This is a genomic window from Shimia aestuarii (genome assembly GCF_900114635.1).
Lineage (GTDB): Bacteria > Pseudomonadota > Alphaproteobacteria > Rhodobacterales > Rhodobacteraceae > Shimia > Shimia aestuarii.
Genome location: NZ_FOTQ01000001.1, coordinates 210,502 through 225,296, shown reverse-complemented (window position 1 = coordinate 225,296; position 14,795 = coordinate 210,502). Strand labels below are relative to the sequence as shown.

General features: G+C 61.3%; 14 protein-coding genes. 5 read left to right on the top strand and 9 right to left on the bottom strand.

The features are described 5' to 3' along the window. Window positions 1–457 precede the first annotated feature (457 nt). The 4 genes from BMZ35_RS01115 to cobU form a co-directional block, all read right to left on the bottom strand. Window positions 458–1,450: a site-specific integrase gene (locus tag BMZ35_RS01115; RefSeq protein ID WP_093090107.1), complete on the bottom strand. Its 993-nt coding sequence runs from the start codon at window positions 1,448–1,450 to the stop codon at window positions 458–460. 134 nt (window positions 1,451–1,584) lie between these two features. After that, a complete protein-coding gene (locus BMZ35_RS01110) occupies window positions 1,585–2,451 on the bottom strand; it encodes a glutathione S-transferase (RefSeq protein WP_093090106.1) in 867 nt (288 codons plus the stop codon). A gap of 58 nt (window positions 2,452–2,509) precedes the next feature. Next, the gene (locus BMZ35_RS01105; RefSeq protein WP_093090105.1) at window positions 2,510–3,088 is read right to left on the bottom strand and encodes a histidine phosphatase family protein; all 579 of its coding nucleotides are present in this window, start codon (window positions 3,086–3,088) and stop codon (window positions 2,510–2,512) included. Continuing rightward, window positions 3,085–3,606, bottom strand: a complete 522-nt coding sequence (gene cobU, locus BMZ35_RS01100; protein ID WP_093090104.1) for a bifunctional adenosylcobinamide kinase/adenosylcobinamide-phosphate guanylyltransferase — start codon at window positions 3,604–3,606, stop codon at window positions 3,085–3,087. Before cobU ends, BMZ35_RS01105 begins: the two co-directional genes overlap by 4 nt. Window positions 3,607–3,712: 106 nt before the next feature. Here cobU and BMZ35_RS01095 point away from each other — a divergent pair, with 106 nt between their 5' ends. The 5 genes from BMZ35_RS01095 to BMZ35_RS01075 all read left to right on the top strand — a co-directional run bounded on the left by BMZ35_RS01095 (window position 3,713) and on the right by BMZ35_RS01075 (window position 9,435). After that, on the top strand, window positions 3,713–4,504 hold the full coding sequence (locus tag BMZ35_RS01095) for a ChaN family lipoprotein (RefSeq protein ID WP_093092449.1): 792 nt from the start codon (window positions 3,713–3,715) through the stop codon (window positions 4,502–4,504). A 70-nt stretch (window positions 4,505–4,574) separates the two neighbouring features. Continuing rightward, window positions 4,575–5,768 carry a bifunctional phosphopantothenoylcysteine decarboxylase/phosphopantothenate--cysteine ligase CoaBC gene (gene coaBC, locus BMZ35_RS01090; RefSeq protein ID WP_093092447.1) on the top strand — a complete coding sequence of 398 codons (1,194 nt, stop codon included), beginning with the start codon at window positions 4,575–4,577 and terminating at the stop codon, window positions 5,766–5,768. A gap of 27 nt (window positions 5,769–5,795) precedes the next feature. Beyond that, the gene (dut, locus tag BMZ35_RS01085; RefSeq protein ID WP_093090103.1) at window positions 5,796–6,263 is read left to right on the top strand and encodes a dUTP diphosphatase; all 468 of its coding nucleotides are present in this window, start codon (window positions 5,796–5,798) and stop codon (window positions 6,261–6,263) included. After that, entirely contained in the window at window positions 6,263–7,321 is a 1,059-nt protein-coding gene (locus tag BMZ35_RS01080) for a HesA/MoeB/ThiF family protein (protein WP_093090102.1), read from the top strand. The genes dut and BMZ35_RS01080 overlap by 1 nt, the downstream gene beginning before the upstream one ends. A gap of 101 nt (window positions 7,322–7,422) precedes the next feature. Further along, window positions 7,423–9,435 carry a M3 family metallopeptidase gene (locus BMZ35_RS01075; RefSeq protein WP_093090101.1) on the top strand — a complete coding sequence of 671 codons (2,013 nt, stop codon included), beginning with the start codon at window positions 7,423–7,425 and terminating at the stop codon, window positions 9,433–9,435. A gap of 169 nt (window positions 9,436–9,604) precedes the next feature. On the opposite strand, the gene BMZ35_RS01070 is transcribed toward BMZ35_RS01075, so the two are convergent. Genes BMZ35_RS01070 through BMZ35_RS01050 form a run of 5 tightly spaced genes read right to left on the bottom strand, consistent with a single transcriptional unit; the run spans window position 9,605 to window position 14,788 of the window. Then, window positions 9,605–10,123: an NYN domain-containing protein gene (locus BMZ35_RS01070; RefSeq protein WP_093090100.1), complete on the bottom strand. Its 519-nt coding sequence runs from the start codon at window positions 10,121–10,123 to the stop codon at window positions 9,605–9,607. A gap of 5 nt (window positions 10,124–10,128) precedes the next feature. Continuing rightward, window positions 10,129–11,625, bottom strand: coding sequence for a phosphomannomutase/phosphoglucomutase (locus tag BMZ35_RS01065; RefSeq protein ID WP_093090099.1), 1,497 nt, complete (start codon window positions 11,623–11,625; stop codon window positions 10,129–10,131). A gap of 30 nt (window positions 11,626–11,655) precedes the next feature. Next, a complete protein-coding gene (gene kdsA, locus BMZ35_RS01060) occupies window positions 11,656–12,489 on the bottom strand; it encodes a 3-deoxy-8-phosphooctulonate synthase (protein ID WP_093090098.1) in 834 nt (277 codons plus the stop codon). After that, window positions 12,490–14,151, bottom strand: coding sequence for a KpsE/RkpR family capsule polysaccharide export protein (locus BMZ35_RS01055; RefSeq protein ID WP_093090097.1), 1,662 nt, complete (start codon window positions 14,149–14,151; stop codon window positions 12,490–12,492). It abuts the gene before it with no gap. After that, a complete protein-coding gene (locus BMZ35_RS01050; protein ID WP_093090096.1) occupies window positions 14,129–14,788 on the bottom strand; it encodes an ABC transporter ATP-binding protein in 660 nt (219 codons plus the stop codon). Before BMZ35_RS01050 ends, BMZ35_RS01055 begins: the two co-directional genes overlap by 23 nt. Window positions 14,789–14,795 lie beyond the last annotated feature (7 nt).

Sequence of the window (14,795 nt, the reverse complement as noted above, 5' to 3'; positions counted from 1 at the left end):
CCCCTTCAATTCTGCTACTGCTCTAACACAGTAGTGAGCATTATTAGCAGCATCATTACCGTAGCAATTGCGCTGATTACGTTACTCACTTCTGCGAGTGTGTTTAAGTCCATAGTGACTCCTTTTGTCGCATTGACTTGCGTATGGCCCTCCCATTGGCGTACCACTATATATTGATTCGTTCATACGTCTAGACGTTCGGCGCAAATTGCCGAGCCTACACCATAAGGCGAGTGAGGTGAGCGATGTTCTACCCTAATTAGGGAACGTCTATAACGCGTTATAAGATTGCCCTCGCACGGCCTTGCGAGTTTTCTAGAAGGGGTCAGATCATCAGGTGAGCCGGACCCCCCTGAAATCGCCGGAGATCGAGCGGTTGCCCCCTTTCCGACCCGGTTGCTCGGTCGGTTTTTCGGTCCCGGCCACCTATCCTCTTATAACGCGTTAGAACTATTCCCTAACTTGGGGAACGGACCTTAGCCAACACTTCTTCGGCGGTGACGTGCGTGTATCGCTTCAAGGTTTCCCACCGCTTGTGGCCTGTAATCAGCGCCACATGTGGAACCTGCCACCCCGCCGCGAACAATCTAGAGATACCTTCATGCCGCAAGTCGTGCACATGTAGATCGTCTAACCCCGCCGCCGCCGCCGCAGATTGGATAGCGTCATACACCCGTGCTTGTGAGAACGGGAACGGTCGCAGCGTATCGCCGCGCAAGCGGCGTTCCATGATTTCAGCAGAGCGCCCTACGAGCGGAACGCGATCTATGCGGTGCCGCTTAGTTGGGTCTTTCCTATCGCGGATTGTGATAATACCGCCTTCGATATCATCCCTAGTTAGGGCGCACATTTCACCGGAGCGGATAGGCGTATCTATCAAGAACGCCACCACGTCAGACGGAACAAGATTGCTGACCCAATGCTCCACAAGCGCCGCTTCCTCTTCTGGCGTTATCCTACGGTCGCGCTCTTCTGGTTTCGATAAATGCCCTGTTTTCTCCAATGCCTTCTGCGCATCTTTGACAGCCTCAGAAGGTACTATCATACCCCACCCTATACGAGCGTGGCGCAACGCTCCTGCAAGGGTTTGCAGCACAACCCGACAGGTACTTGCGCTATAAAGCTCAGTTGTCGTCACCACCTTCTTGATACTCGCAAGCGTCAATTCGTCTACGCGCATGTCGCCAAATAGCTCAGCCGTTCGGCGTACCATATTGCTCTTGGTTTCAGACCAGTTGCCGCTATCCTCTTGGCGATACTTCTCTAGCAACTCCGCTACCGACATGCGGCTAGCGTCGTCTTGTGTGGCTTCACCTTCGAAGATTTTACGCTCTTCCTCAGCCGCCCAACGCTGCGCCAAAGTCTTGTTAGGGAACGTCCTAGAGCGGCGTACACCTTGCCGCGCTACTAGTGCTCTCCAACCGCTCTTAACCTTGAGGTATGACGCCATGTGAGTAAATCCTGAGTAAATTTAGAGTAATTCACGCTATATCAATGTAATCCATGTAATGCAAATAGTCAGTAAAATAAGGACTTTCAGCACTTTTACTCAGGTGGCGAAGTTAGCGAAAGGTAAACGCGACTCTACAAAAGTGCCATGAAGGCGGGCCATGCGGCGGGATCGGCGGCGGTCTTGTCCCGGCAGAACGCATTGCAAAAACCAAAGCGTCGACCTTGCAATTCCATAACATGCGTCACCGGGCGCCCGGAATAGGGGCAGGTGGCGTTTTCAGCGCCAAGGCCTTCTACCACTGTCGCCGTGAGGGGGGCTGGACCGGGCCAGGGGCGTGTTTCAAACGGTTTCGCATACCGGGTCAGGGTTGCGCCATGCACAAGGCCCATGGCCCGCCAACGCCGGAATGCGTCGTCGTTCAGGTGGGCGTCGACATAGGCTTGGGCCGGGGCGCCCACGGGCAGGCTGTAACCGGCAATCCGGGCCGCGACGGGAGCAAAGAACGCATCCGCCGCCGTGTAGGCGCCAAAAAGCCACGGGCCATCACTTTCGCAGGAGGCACGTGCGTGGTCCCAGATGGTTTCCAGCCGGTCGAGATCGGCGAGAACCGCGTCGGAGGGCTGTGTGTCGACAAAGCTCTGGCGCAGGTTCATCGGGCAGTCATTGCGCAGGGCTCCGAAACCGGCATGCATCTCGGCGGCAAGCGTGCGCGCGGTGGCGCGCGCACGGGGATCGGCGGGCCAGATCCCGGCTTCGGGATGGCGGCTGGCGAGTTCCTCGGCGATAGCGAGGCTTTCGGAGACGATCGCGCCTTCGGGGGTGATCATCGTGGGAACCGTGCGCGCCGGGGCATGTCGGGCCAGTTGCTCGGCCACGGATTGTTGCGAGAAATCAAGCATCTGCGACGTGCGCGCAATGCCAAATTTTTCAAAAAGGAGCCAGCCACGCAAGCTCCACGAGGAATAGGCGTAATCGCCGAGAAGAAGCTGATATGTCATGCAGCGAGGCTAGCAAGACATGGTTAATCGCCAAAGACAAAGGTTTTGACGATGATCATCACGGAATGTGATTGATATGCCCCAGCGTCCAGCCGTCCGGGCGGATGGAGATCGACGTGACCGACAGATTGTCGATTCTGTGAGAGAAGGCTTCCGATGCGGTCAATTGTTCGGCGCGCTGGATCTGGGTCAGGATCGCGCCGAAATGGGCCACGGCAATGAGGTTGCGCCCCTGATGTGCGGCGATCAGGCGGTCGATCGCGGCGTCGACGCGCGCGCTGGTCTCGTTCCAGCTTTCTCCACCTGGCGGGCGCACGTCGCCGGGGTTTTCCCAGTAGGCGCGGATGCGATGGGGATCTGCGGCTTCAATTTCTTGGAATGTTTTCAGCTCCCAGTCGCCAAAGTGGATTTCGCGCAAATCCGGGTCATGGGGCAGGCGCGGGCGGTCCTGCTGGATGGCGTCTGCGGTGGCGCTGGCGCGGCTGAGGTCGGAGCTGATCACCGTGCCGTCGCGGGGCAGAAATTCGCAGAGCCGCGCGATGGCCGCAGTGTCTGACAGGTCGGCCGGCAGATCGGACCAGCCGACCATGGACTTGGCGTGGGTGGGGCCGTGGCGGACAAGGTAAAGCGTGGTCATGAAAAGGCGCCTTTGAGGGTTATCGGAAGGCCCGCGACGACCAGAGCAACAAGATCGGCACGGGCGGCGATCTGTTGGTTGAGCTTGCCTTGTGCGTCTCGAAACCGCCGCGCCAGCGCGTTGTCGGGCACGACATCAAGGCCGACTTCGTTGGACACGACAACGACCCGCCCAAGGCAGTTTTCAAGTGCCAACAAAAGCGATTGGGTTTCCAGTTCCAGATCGGAGTCGGCCAGCAAGTGATTGGAGAGCCACATAGTTGCGCAATCCAGCAAGACCACTTCGTCCTGCGCGACCTCGGCCAAGGCGTCCGCTGCTCCAAGGGCGGTTTCAACCGTGCGCCACTGATCGCCGCGCATGGCGAGATGGGCGGCGATCTTGTTGCGCATCTCGTCGTCAAACGCCTGTGCCGTGGCGACATAGACTCGCGGTGCGCCCGAGTTGACCACGAGGGTTTCCGCGAAGGCGGATTTGCCCGAGGACGCCCCGCCAAGGATCAGTGAGAGTTTTGCAAGCATCGGCTTCCTGTTGCCTGTTTCCTAAGGGAGACTGCGCAAATTCGTGAAGGAGCGCAAGCGGTGGCGCGGGTTGAAACGGGCCTACCGGGATGGCATTTGTGAGACCATGAGAACTGTTCTGGCCCTGACCCTGATTGCCGCGCCGCTATATGCGGAAGAGATTACCCCGGATCGTCTGGCAAGTTTTGCCGACCGGGATGTGATTTTCCTTGGCGAGTTGCACGACAACCCGCATCACCATGCCAATCAGGCAGAGGGTGTGAAAGCCTTGCACCCTGCGGCGGTGGTTTATGAGATGCTGACGTCCCAGAAGGCGGCGCTTGTTACTTCGGATTTGCTTCAAGATGCTGAAAAGATGGTAGAAACTCTTGAATGGGCGACAAGCGGTTGGCCGGATTTCGCGATGTATTATCCGGTGTTTCAAGCCGGGGGCAGGGCGGCTGTCTACGGCGCACAGGTGCCACGTGACGTGGCGCGGGCTGCGGTTATGGGCGATGGCGTAGCCGCACGGTTCGGCGATGACGCCGCCCTGTTCGGCCTGACCGCCCCCTTGCCCGAGGCGCAGCAAGCGGCGCGCGAGGCATTGCAGAAGGCCGCGCATTGCGATGCTTTACCCGAGACGATGTTGCCGGGCATGGTCATGGTTCAGCGGCTGCGCGATGCGACGCTGGCCCGTGCAGTGACGCAGGCGCTGGAAGAAACGGGTGGGCCGGTTGTGGTGATCACCGGAAATGGTCATGCGCGGACCGATTGGGGGGCGCCAGCCCTGTTGCCTGACACGCTGGATGTGGTGTCTGTGGCCCAATTGGAAATCGCGCCCGATCCCGGACAGCCCCATGATTTCTGGATCATTACGGACCCCGCCGAGCGTGAAGACCCCTGCAAGGCGTTTCAGTAGCGCAAGCTTGCTTGTGTCGGGGCGCGCCGCAGCCTAAGTTTGGGGCGGTTTGGCTTTGGAGGGCCGCAAATTGCTGACAGACAAGCGGATTTTGCTGATCATTGGCGGGGGGATCGCCGCCTTCAAATCGCTGGACCTGATCCGGCGGCTGCGGGAACGCGGCGCGTGGGTAACACCGGTTCTGACCCGCGCAGGTGAGGAATTTGTCACGCCCCTGTCGGTGTCGTCTCTCGCGGGTGAAAAGGTTTATCGTGACTTGTTCGACCTGACGGACGAGGCCGAAATGGGCCATATCCAGCTGTCGCGTTCGGCGGATTTGATTGTCGTTGCGCCAGCCACGGCGGACCTGATGGCGAAAATGGCAAACGGCATGGCGAACGACCTTGCCTCCACGTTGTTGCTGGCCACGGATACGCCGGTTCTGATCGCGCCGGCGATGAATGTGCGGATGTGGGAACACCCGGCAACGCGGCGCAACGTGTCGCGCCTTCGCGGTGACGGGATTTCTGTTGTGGGTCCGAATGAAGGGGACATGGCCTGTGGTGAGTTTGGACCGGGGCGCATGTCTGAACCGCTGGAGATCGTGGCAGCGATTGAAACAGCGCTGGCGGAAGGGCCGCTGACCGGGCGGCGGGTGTTGGTGACATCCGGGCCGACCCACGAGCCGATTGACCCGGTGCGCTATATCGCGAACCGGTCATCCGGGGCGCAGGGCACGGCGATTGCGCGCGCGCTGGCCGTGATGGGGGCCGATGTTGTCTTTGTCACGGGACCGGCAGATGCAGAGCGCCCGGAAGGGGTGCATGTTGTCGAGGTGCAGACCGCTGCAGAGATGCTCCAAGCGGTGCAGGCGGTATTGCCGGTTGATGCGGCAGTGTTCGCGGCCGCTGTTGCGGATTGGCGGGTGGCCAGCGCGTCGGACAGCAAGATCAAGAAGGACAAGGGCCAGATTCCGAGCATGGAATTTGCCGAGAACCCTGACATCCTTGCCACCGTGAGTCAGATGACGGAGGGACGGCCCCGCCTTGTGGTCGGGTTCGCGGCCGAGACGGATGATGTGATTGCCAATGCCACGGCCAAACGGTTGCGCAAGGGGTGCGACTGGATCGTGGCCAATGACGTGAGCCCGGAGACGGGGATCATGGGCGGGTCCGAAAACGCGGTGACGCTGATCACCGAGGACGGCGCCGAGAGCTGGCCGCGCATGGGTAAGGACGAGGTGGCGCATCAACTGGCGGTCCGGATCGCGGCCGCGCTGGGGTAAGTCTTTGAAAGACATGGGAGACGTGACATGAGCGCTGTGCCGATCAAGCTGGCCTGGCTGGAGGGGGCGGATCGTGACGTGCCGCTGCCCGGCTACGAGACCAAGGGCGCGGCGGGGGCGGATGTGCGCGCGAATTTCCCGCCAGATCAGCGCTCTGGCGTTATTCTGGAGCCGGGCGGGCGCGCGTTGATCCCGACTGGGCTTCGCATGGAGATTCCCGAAGGTTACGAAGTGCAGGTGCGGCCGCGGTCCGGGCTGGCGCTCAAGTACGGGGTCACCCTGCTCAACACGCCCGGCACGATCGACAGCGACTATCGCGGACCGCTTGGCTTGATCGTGCTCAATGCGGGGGACGCGCCGTTTCATGTCGAACACGGTATGCGCATGGCGCAACTGGTGGTGGCACCGGTGGTGCGGGGAGATTTCACCATGGCAGAAGCGCTTGGCGAGACCGCGCGTGGTACGGGCGGATTTGGCTCGACCGGGGTGAGCTGATGCTTCTGGTTCTTGGATTGGCCGCATTCCTTTGGGGGATTGGCGCGTTGATGGGCGCGCCCAAACACGCGCGCTGGATGATGATCGGTGTGCTTTATGTCGCCGTATTGGGCGTGCAGGCCGCGATGCCGCAAGCCAGTTCGCTGCGCAGTGCCACTGGGGGCAGTCTTGCATTATGGTTGATGATCGGCGGGGCCGTGGCGGCGATCCTGATCTATCGGCAGGGATTGCGGGCCTTGCGTCGTCGCGCGCAGCCTGACGCTGCGGAAACGCCGGCTGGCCCCTTTTCCGACACGGAGCTCAATCGCTATGCGCGCCATATCGTGCTGCGGGAAATGGGCGGGCTTGGTCAGAAAAAACTGAAGGATGCCAAGGTTTTGGTGATTGGCGCAGGGGGGCTCGGTTCACCTGCTCTGCTTTATCTCGCGGCCGCAGGTGTCGGCACGATCGGCATCGTGGATGACGACGAGGTCGACAATTCGAACCTGCAGCGGCAGGTCATTCATTGCGACGATGCGATTGGCACGCCCAAGGTGTTTTCGGCCCGCGAGGCAATGATTGCGCAGAACCCCTTTGTCGAGGTCCGGCCCTATCATCGCCGATTGGCCGAGGATGAGGCCGGGGCGTTGATCGCGGAATACGATCTGGTGCTGGACGGAACCGACAATTTCGACACGCGTTATCTGGTGAACCGCGTGTGCGTGGAGCAGGGCGTGCCCTTGATTTCCGGGGCTTTGTCGCAATGGGAAGGGCAATTGAGCGTTTTTGATCCGGCTTCGGGAGCCCCTTGTTATCAGTGCATTTTCCCGGAAGCCCCGGCCGCGGGGCTGGCGCCGAGCTGTGCCGAGGCGGGGGTGATCGGGCCGTTGCCGGGCGTGGTGGGCACGATGATGGCGGTTGAGGCAATCAAGGTAATCACCGGGGCCGGGGCGGCGCTCAGGGGCGAGATGATGATCTATGACGCGCTTTGGGGCGAAACCCGCAAGATCGGGCTGAGGCGGCGCGAGGATTGCCCGGTCTGTGGCGCGGAAAAAGGCCGTTTGGCGGCGTCGGTATAACGTCGGTATCCTGTCGGTATTGCATCGGTGATCAAATTCGCAGACGGACGATTGCGGCTCGTGCGGGTCGTGCTTAGGTTGGCGTCAAAGGAGTTTGATGCATGACCAACCCGCTTTTGTCCGACTGGACGACCCCGTTTCAACTGGCACCATTTTCAGCGATTTCGGACGAGGATTTTGCGCCTGCCTTTGAAGAGGCGCTGAGCGCGCACAAGGCCGAGATTGCGGCGATTTCCGACAATCCCGAACCACCGACATTCGCCAACACGGTAGAGGCGCTGGAGGCAGCGGGCGTGGCGTTGGACAAGGTATTGTCGGTGTTCTTCACCGTGGCGGGTGCAGACAGCAATCCGGCACGGCAGGCATTGCAGCGGGAATTTTCGCCGAAACTGGCGCAGCATTCGGCGGAAATCGCCTCCAACAAGGCTTTGTTCGCGCGAATTGCCGAGGTCTGGGAGGCGCGTGATGGGCTGGATCTGACCGACGAGCAGGCGCGGGTGCTGATGCTGACCCATCGCGGCTTCGTGCGCGGGGGCGCGGCGCTGACCGGGGATCAGGACGCGCGGATGCAGGAAATCAAGGGGCGGCTGGCGGTGTTGGGCACCGAGTTCACCCAGAACCTGTTGGCGGATGAGCGCGAGTGGTTCATGGAACTGACGGAGGCCGATCTTGAGGGGCTGCCTGGCTTCGTGGTGGATTCGGCGCGTTCAGCCGGAGAGGAAAAGGGCGCGGGCGGTCCTGTGGTGACACTGTCACGGTCGCTGATCGTGCCGTTCCTGCAGTTCTCGCCGCGCCGTGATTTGCGGGAAAAGGCGTTTCAGGCTTGGGGGGCTCGGGGCGCCAATGGGGGCGAGACCGACAACCGGGCGATTGCGGCGGAGATTCTGGCGCTGCGCGAGGAGCGGGCCAAGCTTTTGGGCTATGACACGTTTGCCGACTACAAGCTGGAAACCGAGATGGCCAAGACGCCCGGCGCGGTGCGGGACCTGTTGATGGCGGTCTGGGAACCTGCCAAGGCGCGGGCCGAGGCGGATGCGGCCGTGTTGACCGAGATGATGCAGGCGGACGGAGTGAACGGGCCGCTGGAGCCGTGGGACTGGCGTTACTATGCGGAGAAGCGGCGCAAGGCGGAGCATGATCTGGATGAGGCGACGCTGAAGCCGTATCTGCAACTCGACCGGATGATCGAGGCGGCGTTTGCCTGTGCAAACCGGCTGTTTGGTCTGGAGTTCACACCGCTGGATGTGCCGCTGTATCACCCCGATTGCCGGGCGTGGGAGGTGACGCGGGAGGGCGCCCATGTGGCGGTATTCATTGGGGATTACTTTGCGCGCGGGTCGAAGCGGTCGGGCGCGTGGTGTTCGGCTATGCGGGGGCAGGCGAAATTTCCCGAAACACAAGCGCCGGTGGTGATCAATGTCTGCAATTTTGCAAAGGGCGAACCGGCGCTCTTGAGCTATGACGATGCGCGCACGCTGTTTCATGAGTTCGGTCATGCGCTGCACCAGATGCTGAGCGATGTGACCTATGAAAGCGTTTCGGGCACGTCGGTGGCGCGCGATTTCGTGGAGCTGCCCAGCCAACTTTATGAGCATTGGCTGGAGGTGCCGGAGGTGCTGGCCGAGTTCGCGACCCATGCGGAAACCGGCGAAACGATGCCGCAGGAGATGCTGGAAAAGGTGTTGGGGGCGGCGAATTTCGACATGGGGTTCCAGACGGTCGAATACGTGGCTTCGGCGCTGGTGGACCTTGCGTTTCATGAGGGTGCAGCGCCTGCCGATCCGATGGCGAAACAGGCAGAGGTGCTGGAAGCGTTGGGGATGCCGCGTGCGATCACCATGCGCCACGCCACGCCGCATTTCGCGCATGTTTTTGCCGGGGACGGGTATTCGAGCGGGTATTACAGCTACATGTGGTCCGAGGTGATGGATGCGGATGCGTTCGAGGCCTTTACCGAGGCCGGGGATGCCTTTGATGCGGAAACGGCGCAGGCGTTGGAGGCGCATATCCTGTCGAACGGTGGGTCTGTCGAGGCGGATGATTTGTACGTGCGGTTCCGGGGACGGCTGCCGGGTGTGGAGGCCTTGCTGAAGGGGCGGGGCCTGGCGGCCTGAGGGGCTCTCCCGCCCGGTCTGGATTGCATCGAAGATGCAAGCGGCCCGGTTGGGCGTGGCTCAGCAAAGCTGAGCCTGGGAGGGGGCGCTGCCCCCATCGCGGCAAGCCGCGATTCCCCCGGGATATTTGAGGCAAAAGGAAGACAGGGAGGGCGGGCGTGATCGGCGATCAGGTTTGCGGTTTGCCTTTCGACATCCGCAGCTGAGGGGCACCGTCGTGCCATGTGCCGTGGATCAGGCGGCCCGGGGCGGCGCATTCGGGGAAATCGTCCTGCCAGTCGCGGAAGCGGTCGTTGGTGACGACGGGGGCGTCCATGTCGCGGGCGGCCTGCAGGAGGAAGCCATCGGCGGGCTGGCCCTTGGGCGAGACCATGATTTGTTCGTCCTTCAGACCAAGGACCCCGGCGAGGGTGGCTTCGTTCATGTAGCGGTCGGTGATCTTGTAGCCGACATTGGCGTCGAAGATCACGCCGACCTCATAGCCGTGATCGGTGAGCGCCCAGGCCACGCTGCGCACCACGGCCAGATCGGCGCCGTCGCCCGCCCAGTGCATGACGTTCGAGCCGTCAATCAGGATGCGCGGGGCGGGGGTGCTGCGGCGGGTGGGTTTGCGGCGAAACGCGGCCCTGGCGAGAAGCAGGACCGCGAGAAGCACCACAGGGGCGAGGAGCAACCACGAGCTGTCCAAGGGGATCAGATCGTCTGGTCATATTCGCCGACGCCGGGTTCGGTGCGGATCACCTCGTTCAGCGCGTCGAAGATGGCGCGCATTTCGGCTTCGCTTTCGGCGCTTTCGCAGACCACGACCAGGTTCGGGGTGTTCGACGAGGCGCGCACCAGGCCCCATGAGCCATTGTCGAGGATGACGCGGGCGCCGTTGACGGTGACGACCTCTTTGATGGCGCGACCGGCGAAGGTTTCGCCCGCTTCGTGTTTCGCCACCAGTTTCGCGACCAGCCGTTCGAGGATGTCGTATTTCTCGGTATCGGCGGCATAGGGGGACATGGTGGGTGTGGACCACGTCTTGGGCAGGGCCTTGCGCAGGTCGGACATGGATTTGTCCGGATTGCGGTCGAGCATTTTGCAGACCTCGACGGCGACGCGCATGCCGCAGTCATAGCCGCGCCCGATGGGTTCGGCGAGGAAGTAGTGGCCGGATTTCTCGAATCCTGCCAGGGCGCCGATTTCCTTGACCCGGCGCTTCATGTGGCTGTGGCCGGTTTTCCAGTAATCGGCGGTGACGCCGTTGGCCTGAAGCTCGGGGTCGGCGGCGAAAAGACCGGTGGATTTCACGTCGGCGACGAAAGTGGCGTTGGGGTAGATCTTGGAGAGATCGCGGGCCATGATCACGCCGACCTTGTCGGCAAAGATCTCTTCACCCTCGTCATCGACCACGCCGCAGCGGTCGCCATCCCCGTCAAAACCGAGTGCCAGGTCGGCGCCTGTGGCCTTGAGTGTGTCGGCCATGTCATGCAGCATGTGCATGTCTTCAGGGTTGGGGTTGTAGTTGGGGAAGGTGTAGTCAAGCTCGGTATGGGAATGCACGACTTCGACGCCGATGCGTTCGAAAATCTCGGGCGCGAAAGCGGCCGCCGTGCCATTGCCGGTGGCGCAAACCACTTTGAGCGGGCGGGACATTTTGAAGTCGCCCACCAGATCGTCGATATAGGCGTCTTTCACGCCTTCGGCGAATTCATAGGCGCCACCGGGTGCTTCTTCAAAATCGCCGTTCAGGACGATGTCGCGCAGTTCGGCCATCTCGTCCGGTCCGTGGGTCAGCGGGCGGTCAAATCCCATTTTGACCCCAGTCCAGCCATTGGGATTGTGCGACGCGGTGACCATGGCCACGGCGGGCACATCGAGGTGGAATTGCGAGAAGTAAGCCATGGGCGAGACTGCCGGGCCGATATCCTTGACCGTGATCCCGGCGCGCATCAGGCCAAGGATCAGCGCATGTTTTATCGACAGAGAATAGTCGCGATAGTCGTTGCCCACGGCGATGACCGGGTCGATGCCGCGCCGACGCATCTGCGTGCCCAGACCCAGGCCCAGTGCGGTCATGCCGGGCAGGTTGATTTCGTCCGGGAACTTCCACCGCGCATCATATTCGCGAAAGCCGGTCGGCTTGATCATCGGATCGCGCAGGAATTCCCAGGTGTTCGGAGCGACGTCGTAAATTGGACGGGTCATTGCAAATAATCTCTTTTATTTGGGGGTCGTTCAAAGGTTGATCGGGTTTGCCTTGGCAAGGCGGTCAAAGGCCATCAGGGTTTCAATCAAAGCAGACATCTGGTCAAGCTGTATCATATTTGGACCGTCTGAGGGCGCGTTATCGGGATCTTCGTGCGTTTCGATGAAAACGGCGGCGATTCCGAGTGAAACGGCAGCACGGGCCATGACAGGCGCAAATTCACGTTGGCCGCCAGAACTGCCGCCCTGGCCGCCGGGCTGTTGCACGGAATGGGTCGCGTCCATCACGACCGGGTAGCCAGTTTGGGCCATGCGGGGCAAAGCCCGCATGTCGGCCACAAGGGTGTTGTAACCAAAAGACGTACCGCGTTCGGTCAGCAGAATGCGGGAGTTGCCGGTGCTTTCGACCTTGGCGACGACATTGTCCATGTCCCAAGGCGCAAGGAACTGCCCCTTTTTCACATTGATCGCGGCCCCGGTTTCGCCGGCTGCCAGAAGAAGATCGGTCTGGCGGCACAGGAATGCTGGGATCTGAAGGATGTCGACGGCTTCAGCCGCGGGGGCGCACTGGGCCTCTGTGTGAACGTCGGTGAGGACAGGCACCCCAATCTCCTTGCGCACGCCTGCAAGAACGGACAGTCCCTCTTCGATGCCAAGGCCGCGTTTGCCCGAAACGGAGGTGCGGTTGGCCTTGTCATAGCTGGCCTTGAAGACGTATTGCGCGCCTGCGGCATCGCACACCTCTTTCATGCGCCCGGCGATCATCTGAGCGTGGTCTGCGCTTTCGAGTTGGCAGGGGCCGGCGATGACCGTGAGCGGGCAGTCATTGCCAACGGTCAGTCCGGCGATATCAACATGTTTCATCTACGAGGACACCTGTTCTCTGAGGATGGACGCGGTCAGCGAAATCATCAGATAGATGCCCGAAAAGATGAGAAAGGCCAAGACGGTGTTTTCGAAGCTGCGCGGATAGGAGGGATCCTGCGAGGCCACCGGTTCCACCGAGGTGGTCAGGTAACGCACCTGACGATTGGCTTCGAGTTCGGTCTGTTTCAAGGTCTGAAGCGCCGATTGCATCAACAGGTCAGCCGTTGCCAGATCAGCCTGGGCCATCTGGATCTGGGCGGTTTGCTGGGCCAGCGAGCTTTCGCCGGCCGTCGCCTCGGTCATCTTGTCGCGCAGCCGTTCAAGCAGGTCCTTGAGGCGGCGCACGTCGCCTTCAACCCCGGCCATGCGGGCGCGGTTGGGGCGGGGGTTGTCCTTGAGCGCGGCCAGTTGCAGTTCTTTTTCCTGGAGCTGGATCTCGACATTGGAAATCTGGTTGCGCAGCGACACGATGAGTCCTTCGGGGTCGAGCACCGAGTTTTCCTGAAGTGCCACAAGGGCGGCCTGAGCAGCGCGGCGGTCATCCTTGGCTTTTTCGAGGCTGAGCCGGGCATCGCGCATCTGGTCTTCGCGTTTGCGTTGCGAGAGGTCGTCGACACGGGTTTCGGCATAGCCGATCAGCGCGCGCGAGAACCCGGCGGAGACAGCCGGGTCGGGGGCCGAAACCTCCATCCGGATCACGCCTTCGGTCGGGTCATAGCCGATCTTCACGTATTTCTTGTAAAGCTTGTACGCCTGTTCATGGCTGGCATTCTGCGGCAGGCGTTGGATCGGGTCGATGGTCGGGTCGGCAAAGACATTCTTGAACCCCTCATCGGCATCCAGACGCACCATCGCATCCTTGGAGGCAAGATAGCTCTGGGTTGCGATACTGTCCTGGTTGGTGGCGAACTGTGTGCCCGACAGCAAGGAACCAAGCCCGGTGCCGCCGGTATTGTCCGCCTGCAGGATGAGGAATTCGGACTTTGTCGAATACATCGGCGTGGCCACCGAGTAGAAATACCAGGCGGCGAACATGGTGGGCAGGAAGACAAAGACCGACAGGCGCGCCAGCATGAGCATGAGACGACGGCGGCGGCGGCGGGCGATATCTTTCTGGATTTCCCCAATCTCGATCGCGCGCATCTCGGCCGGAGAGCGGGTTTCAGTCGAGGGCAGGGTGTTCTTGTCCACCGGCATGGTCTGGGGCAGCTGCACCCGGTTTTCCGAAACCTTGGCGGGGGTCGCGGCCTGTTCCTGCTGACCGACAAGTTCGAGCATGTTGGCACGCTCGAACGGGTCGATCCCTGCGGAGCGCAAAAGGCGCACGGCGTCATAGTCGGATGTGGCGGCAAGTCCGTTTTTCTGCGCCATTCGGCGCGCCATGCGCAATTGGCGCCCGGTCAGGCCTTCGCGCTTGATATCGTCGATTTCCTGCTCGGCTGATTTTGCCTGGCCGGGGGCAGGCGGTTTGCCGGTGGCGGCATCACGCGGCGGCAGGTTCGGCACGGCGCGGGGGCGTGCCTGGGGTGTGGTGGGGGTTTGAGGCGTGGTGGGCGGCTGTGGATCACCGGTGCGCGCAACGGCCGTAGCGCCCTCTGTCCCCGTTGCGGGCAGGGAGCGGCGGATTCGAAACTTCTTAGCCTTGGGTTTGGTAGTCATAGAGCTGCTTTGCCTCTTCCAAGGTGTCGAACATGTACAATTTCCCGTTCAGCAGCACGGCGGCCGAGCGGGCAAATTTTTCCAGCACCTGCGGCTGGTGCGACACGATCACGATGGTCGTTGTGCGCAGGCGTTCGCGAAGCACTTCGCCGGCGCGTTTGTTGAAGTCCACGTCTGTCGACGAGGGCATGCCTTCGTCAATCAGATACATGTCGAAATCCAGTGCCAGCAAGAGCGCGAAGGTGAAACGCGCGCGCATGCCCGACGAATAGGTCCCAAGCGGCTGGTCGAAATACTCCCCGAGGCCACAGAGCCAGCGGCAGAACGCCTCGACATAATCCGGGTCAAGCCCGTAGAGCCGGGCAATGTAGCGGCTGTTTTCAACAGCTGTGTGTTTGCTCACGACGCCGCCCATGAAGCCGAGCGGGAAGGAAATCCGGCATTCGCGGCGGATTGCGCCTTCGTCGGGTTTTTCAAGTCCGGCCATCATGTTGATCAGCGTGGTCTTGCCCGTGCCGTTCGGCGCAAGAATGCCCAGCGAGTTGCCCAGTTCCACACGGAAAGACACGCGGTCAAGGATCACCTTGCGCTGCGTGCCGGTCCAGAAGGACTTGCTGACATTTTCAAACTCGAGCATTGACTGC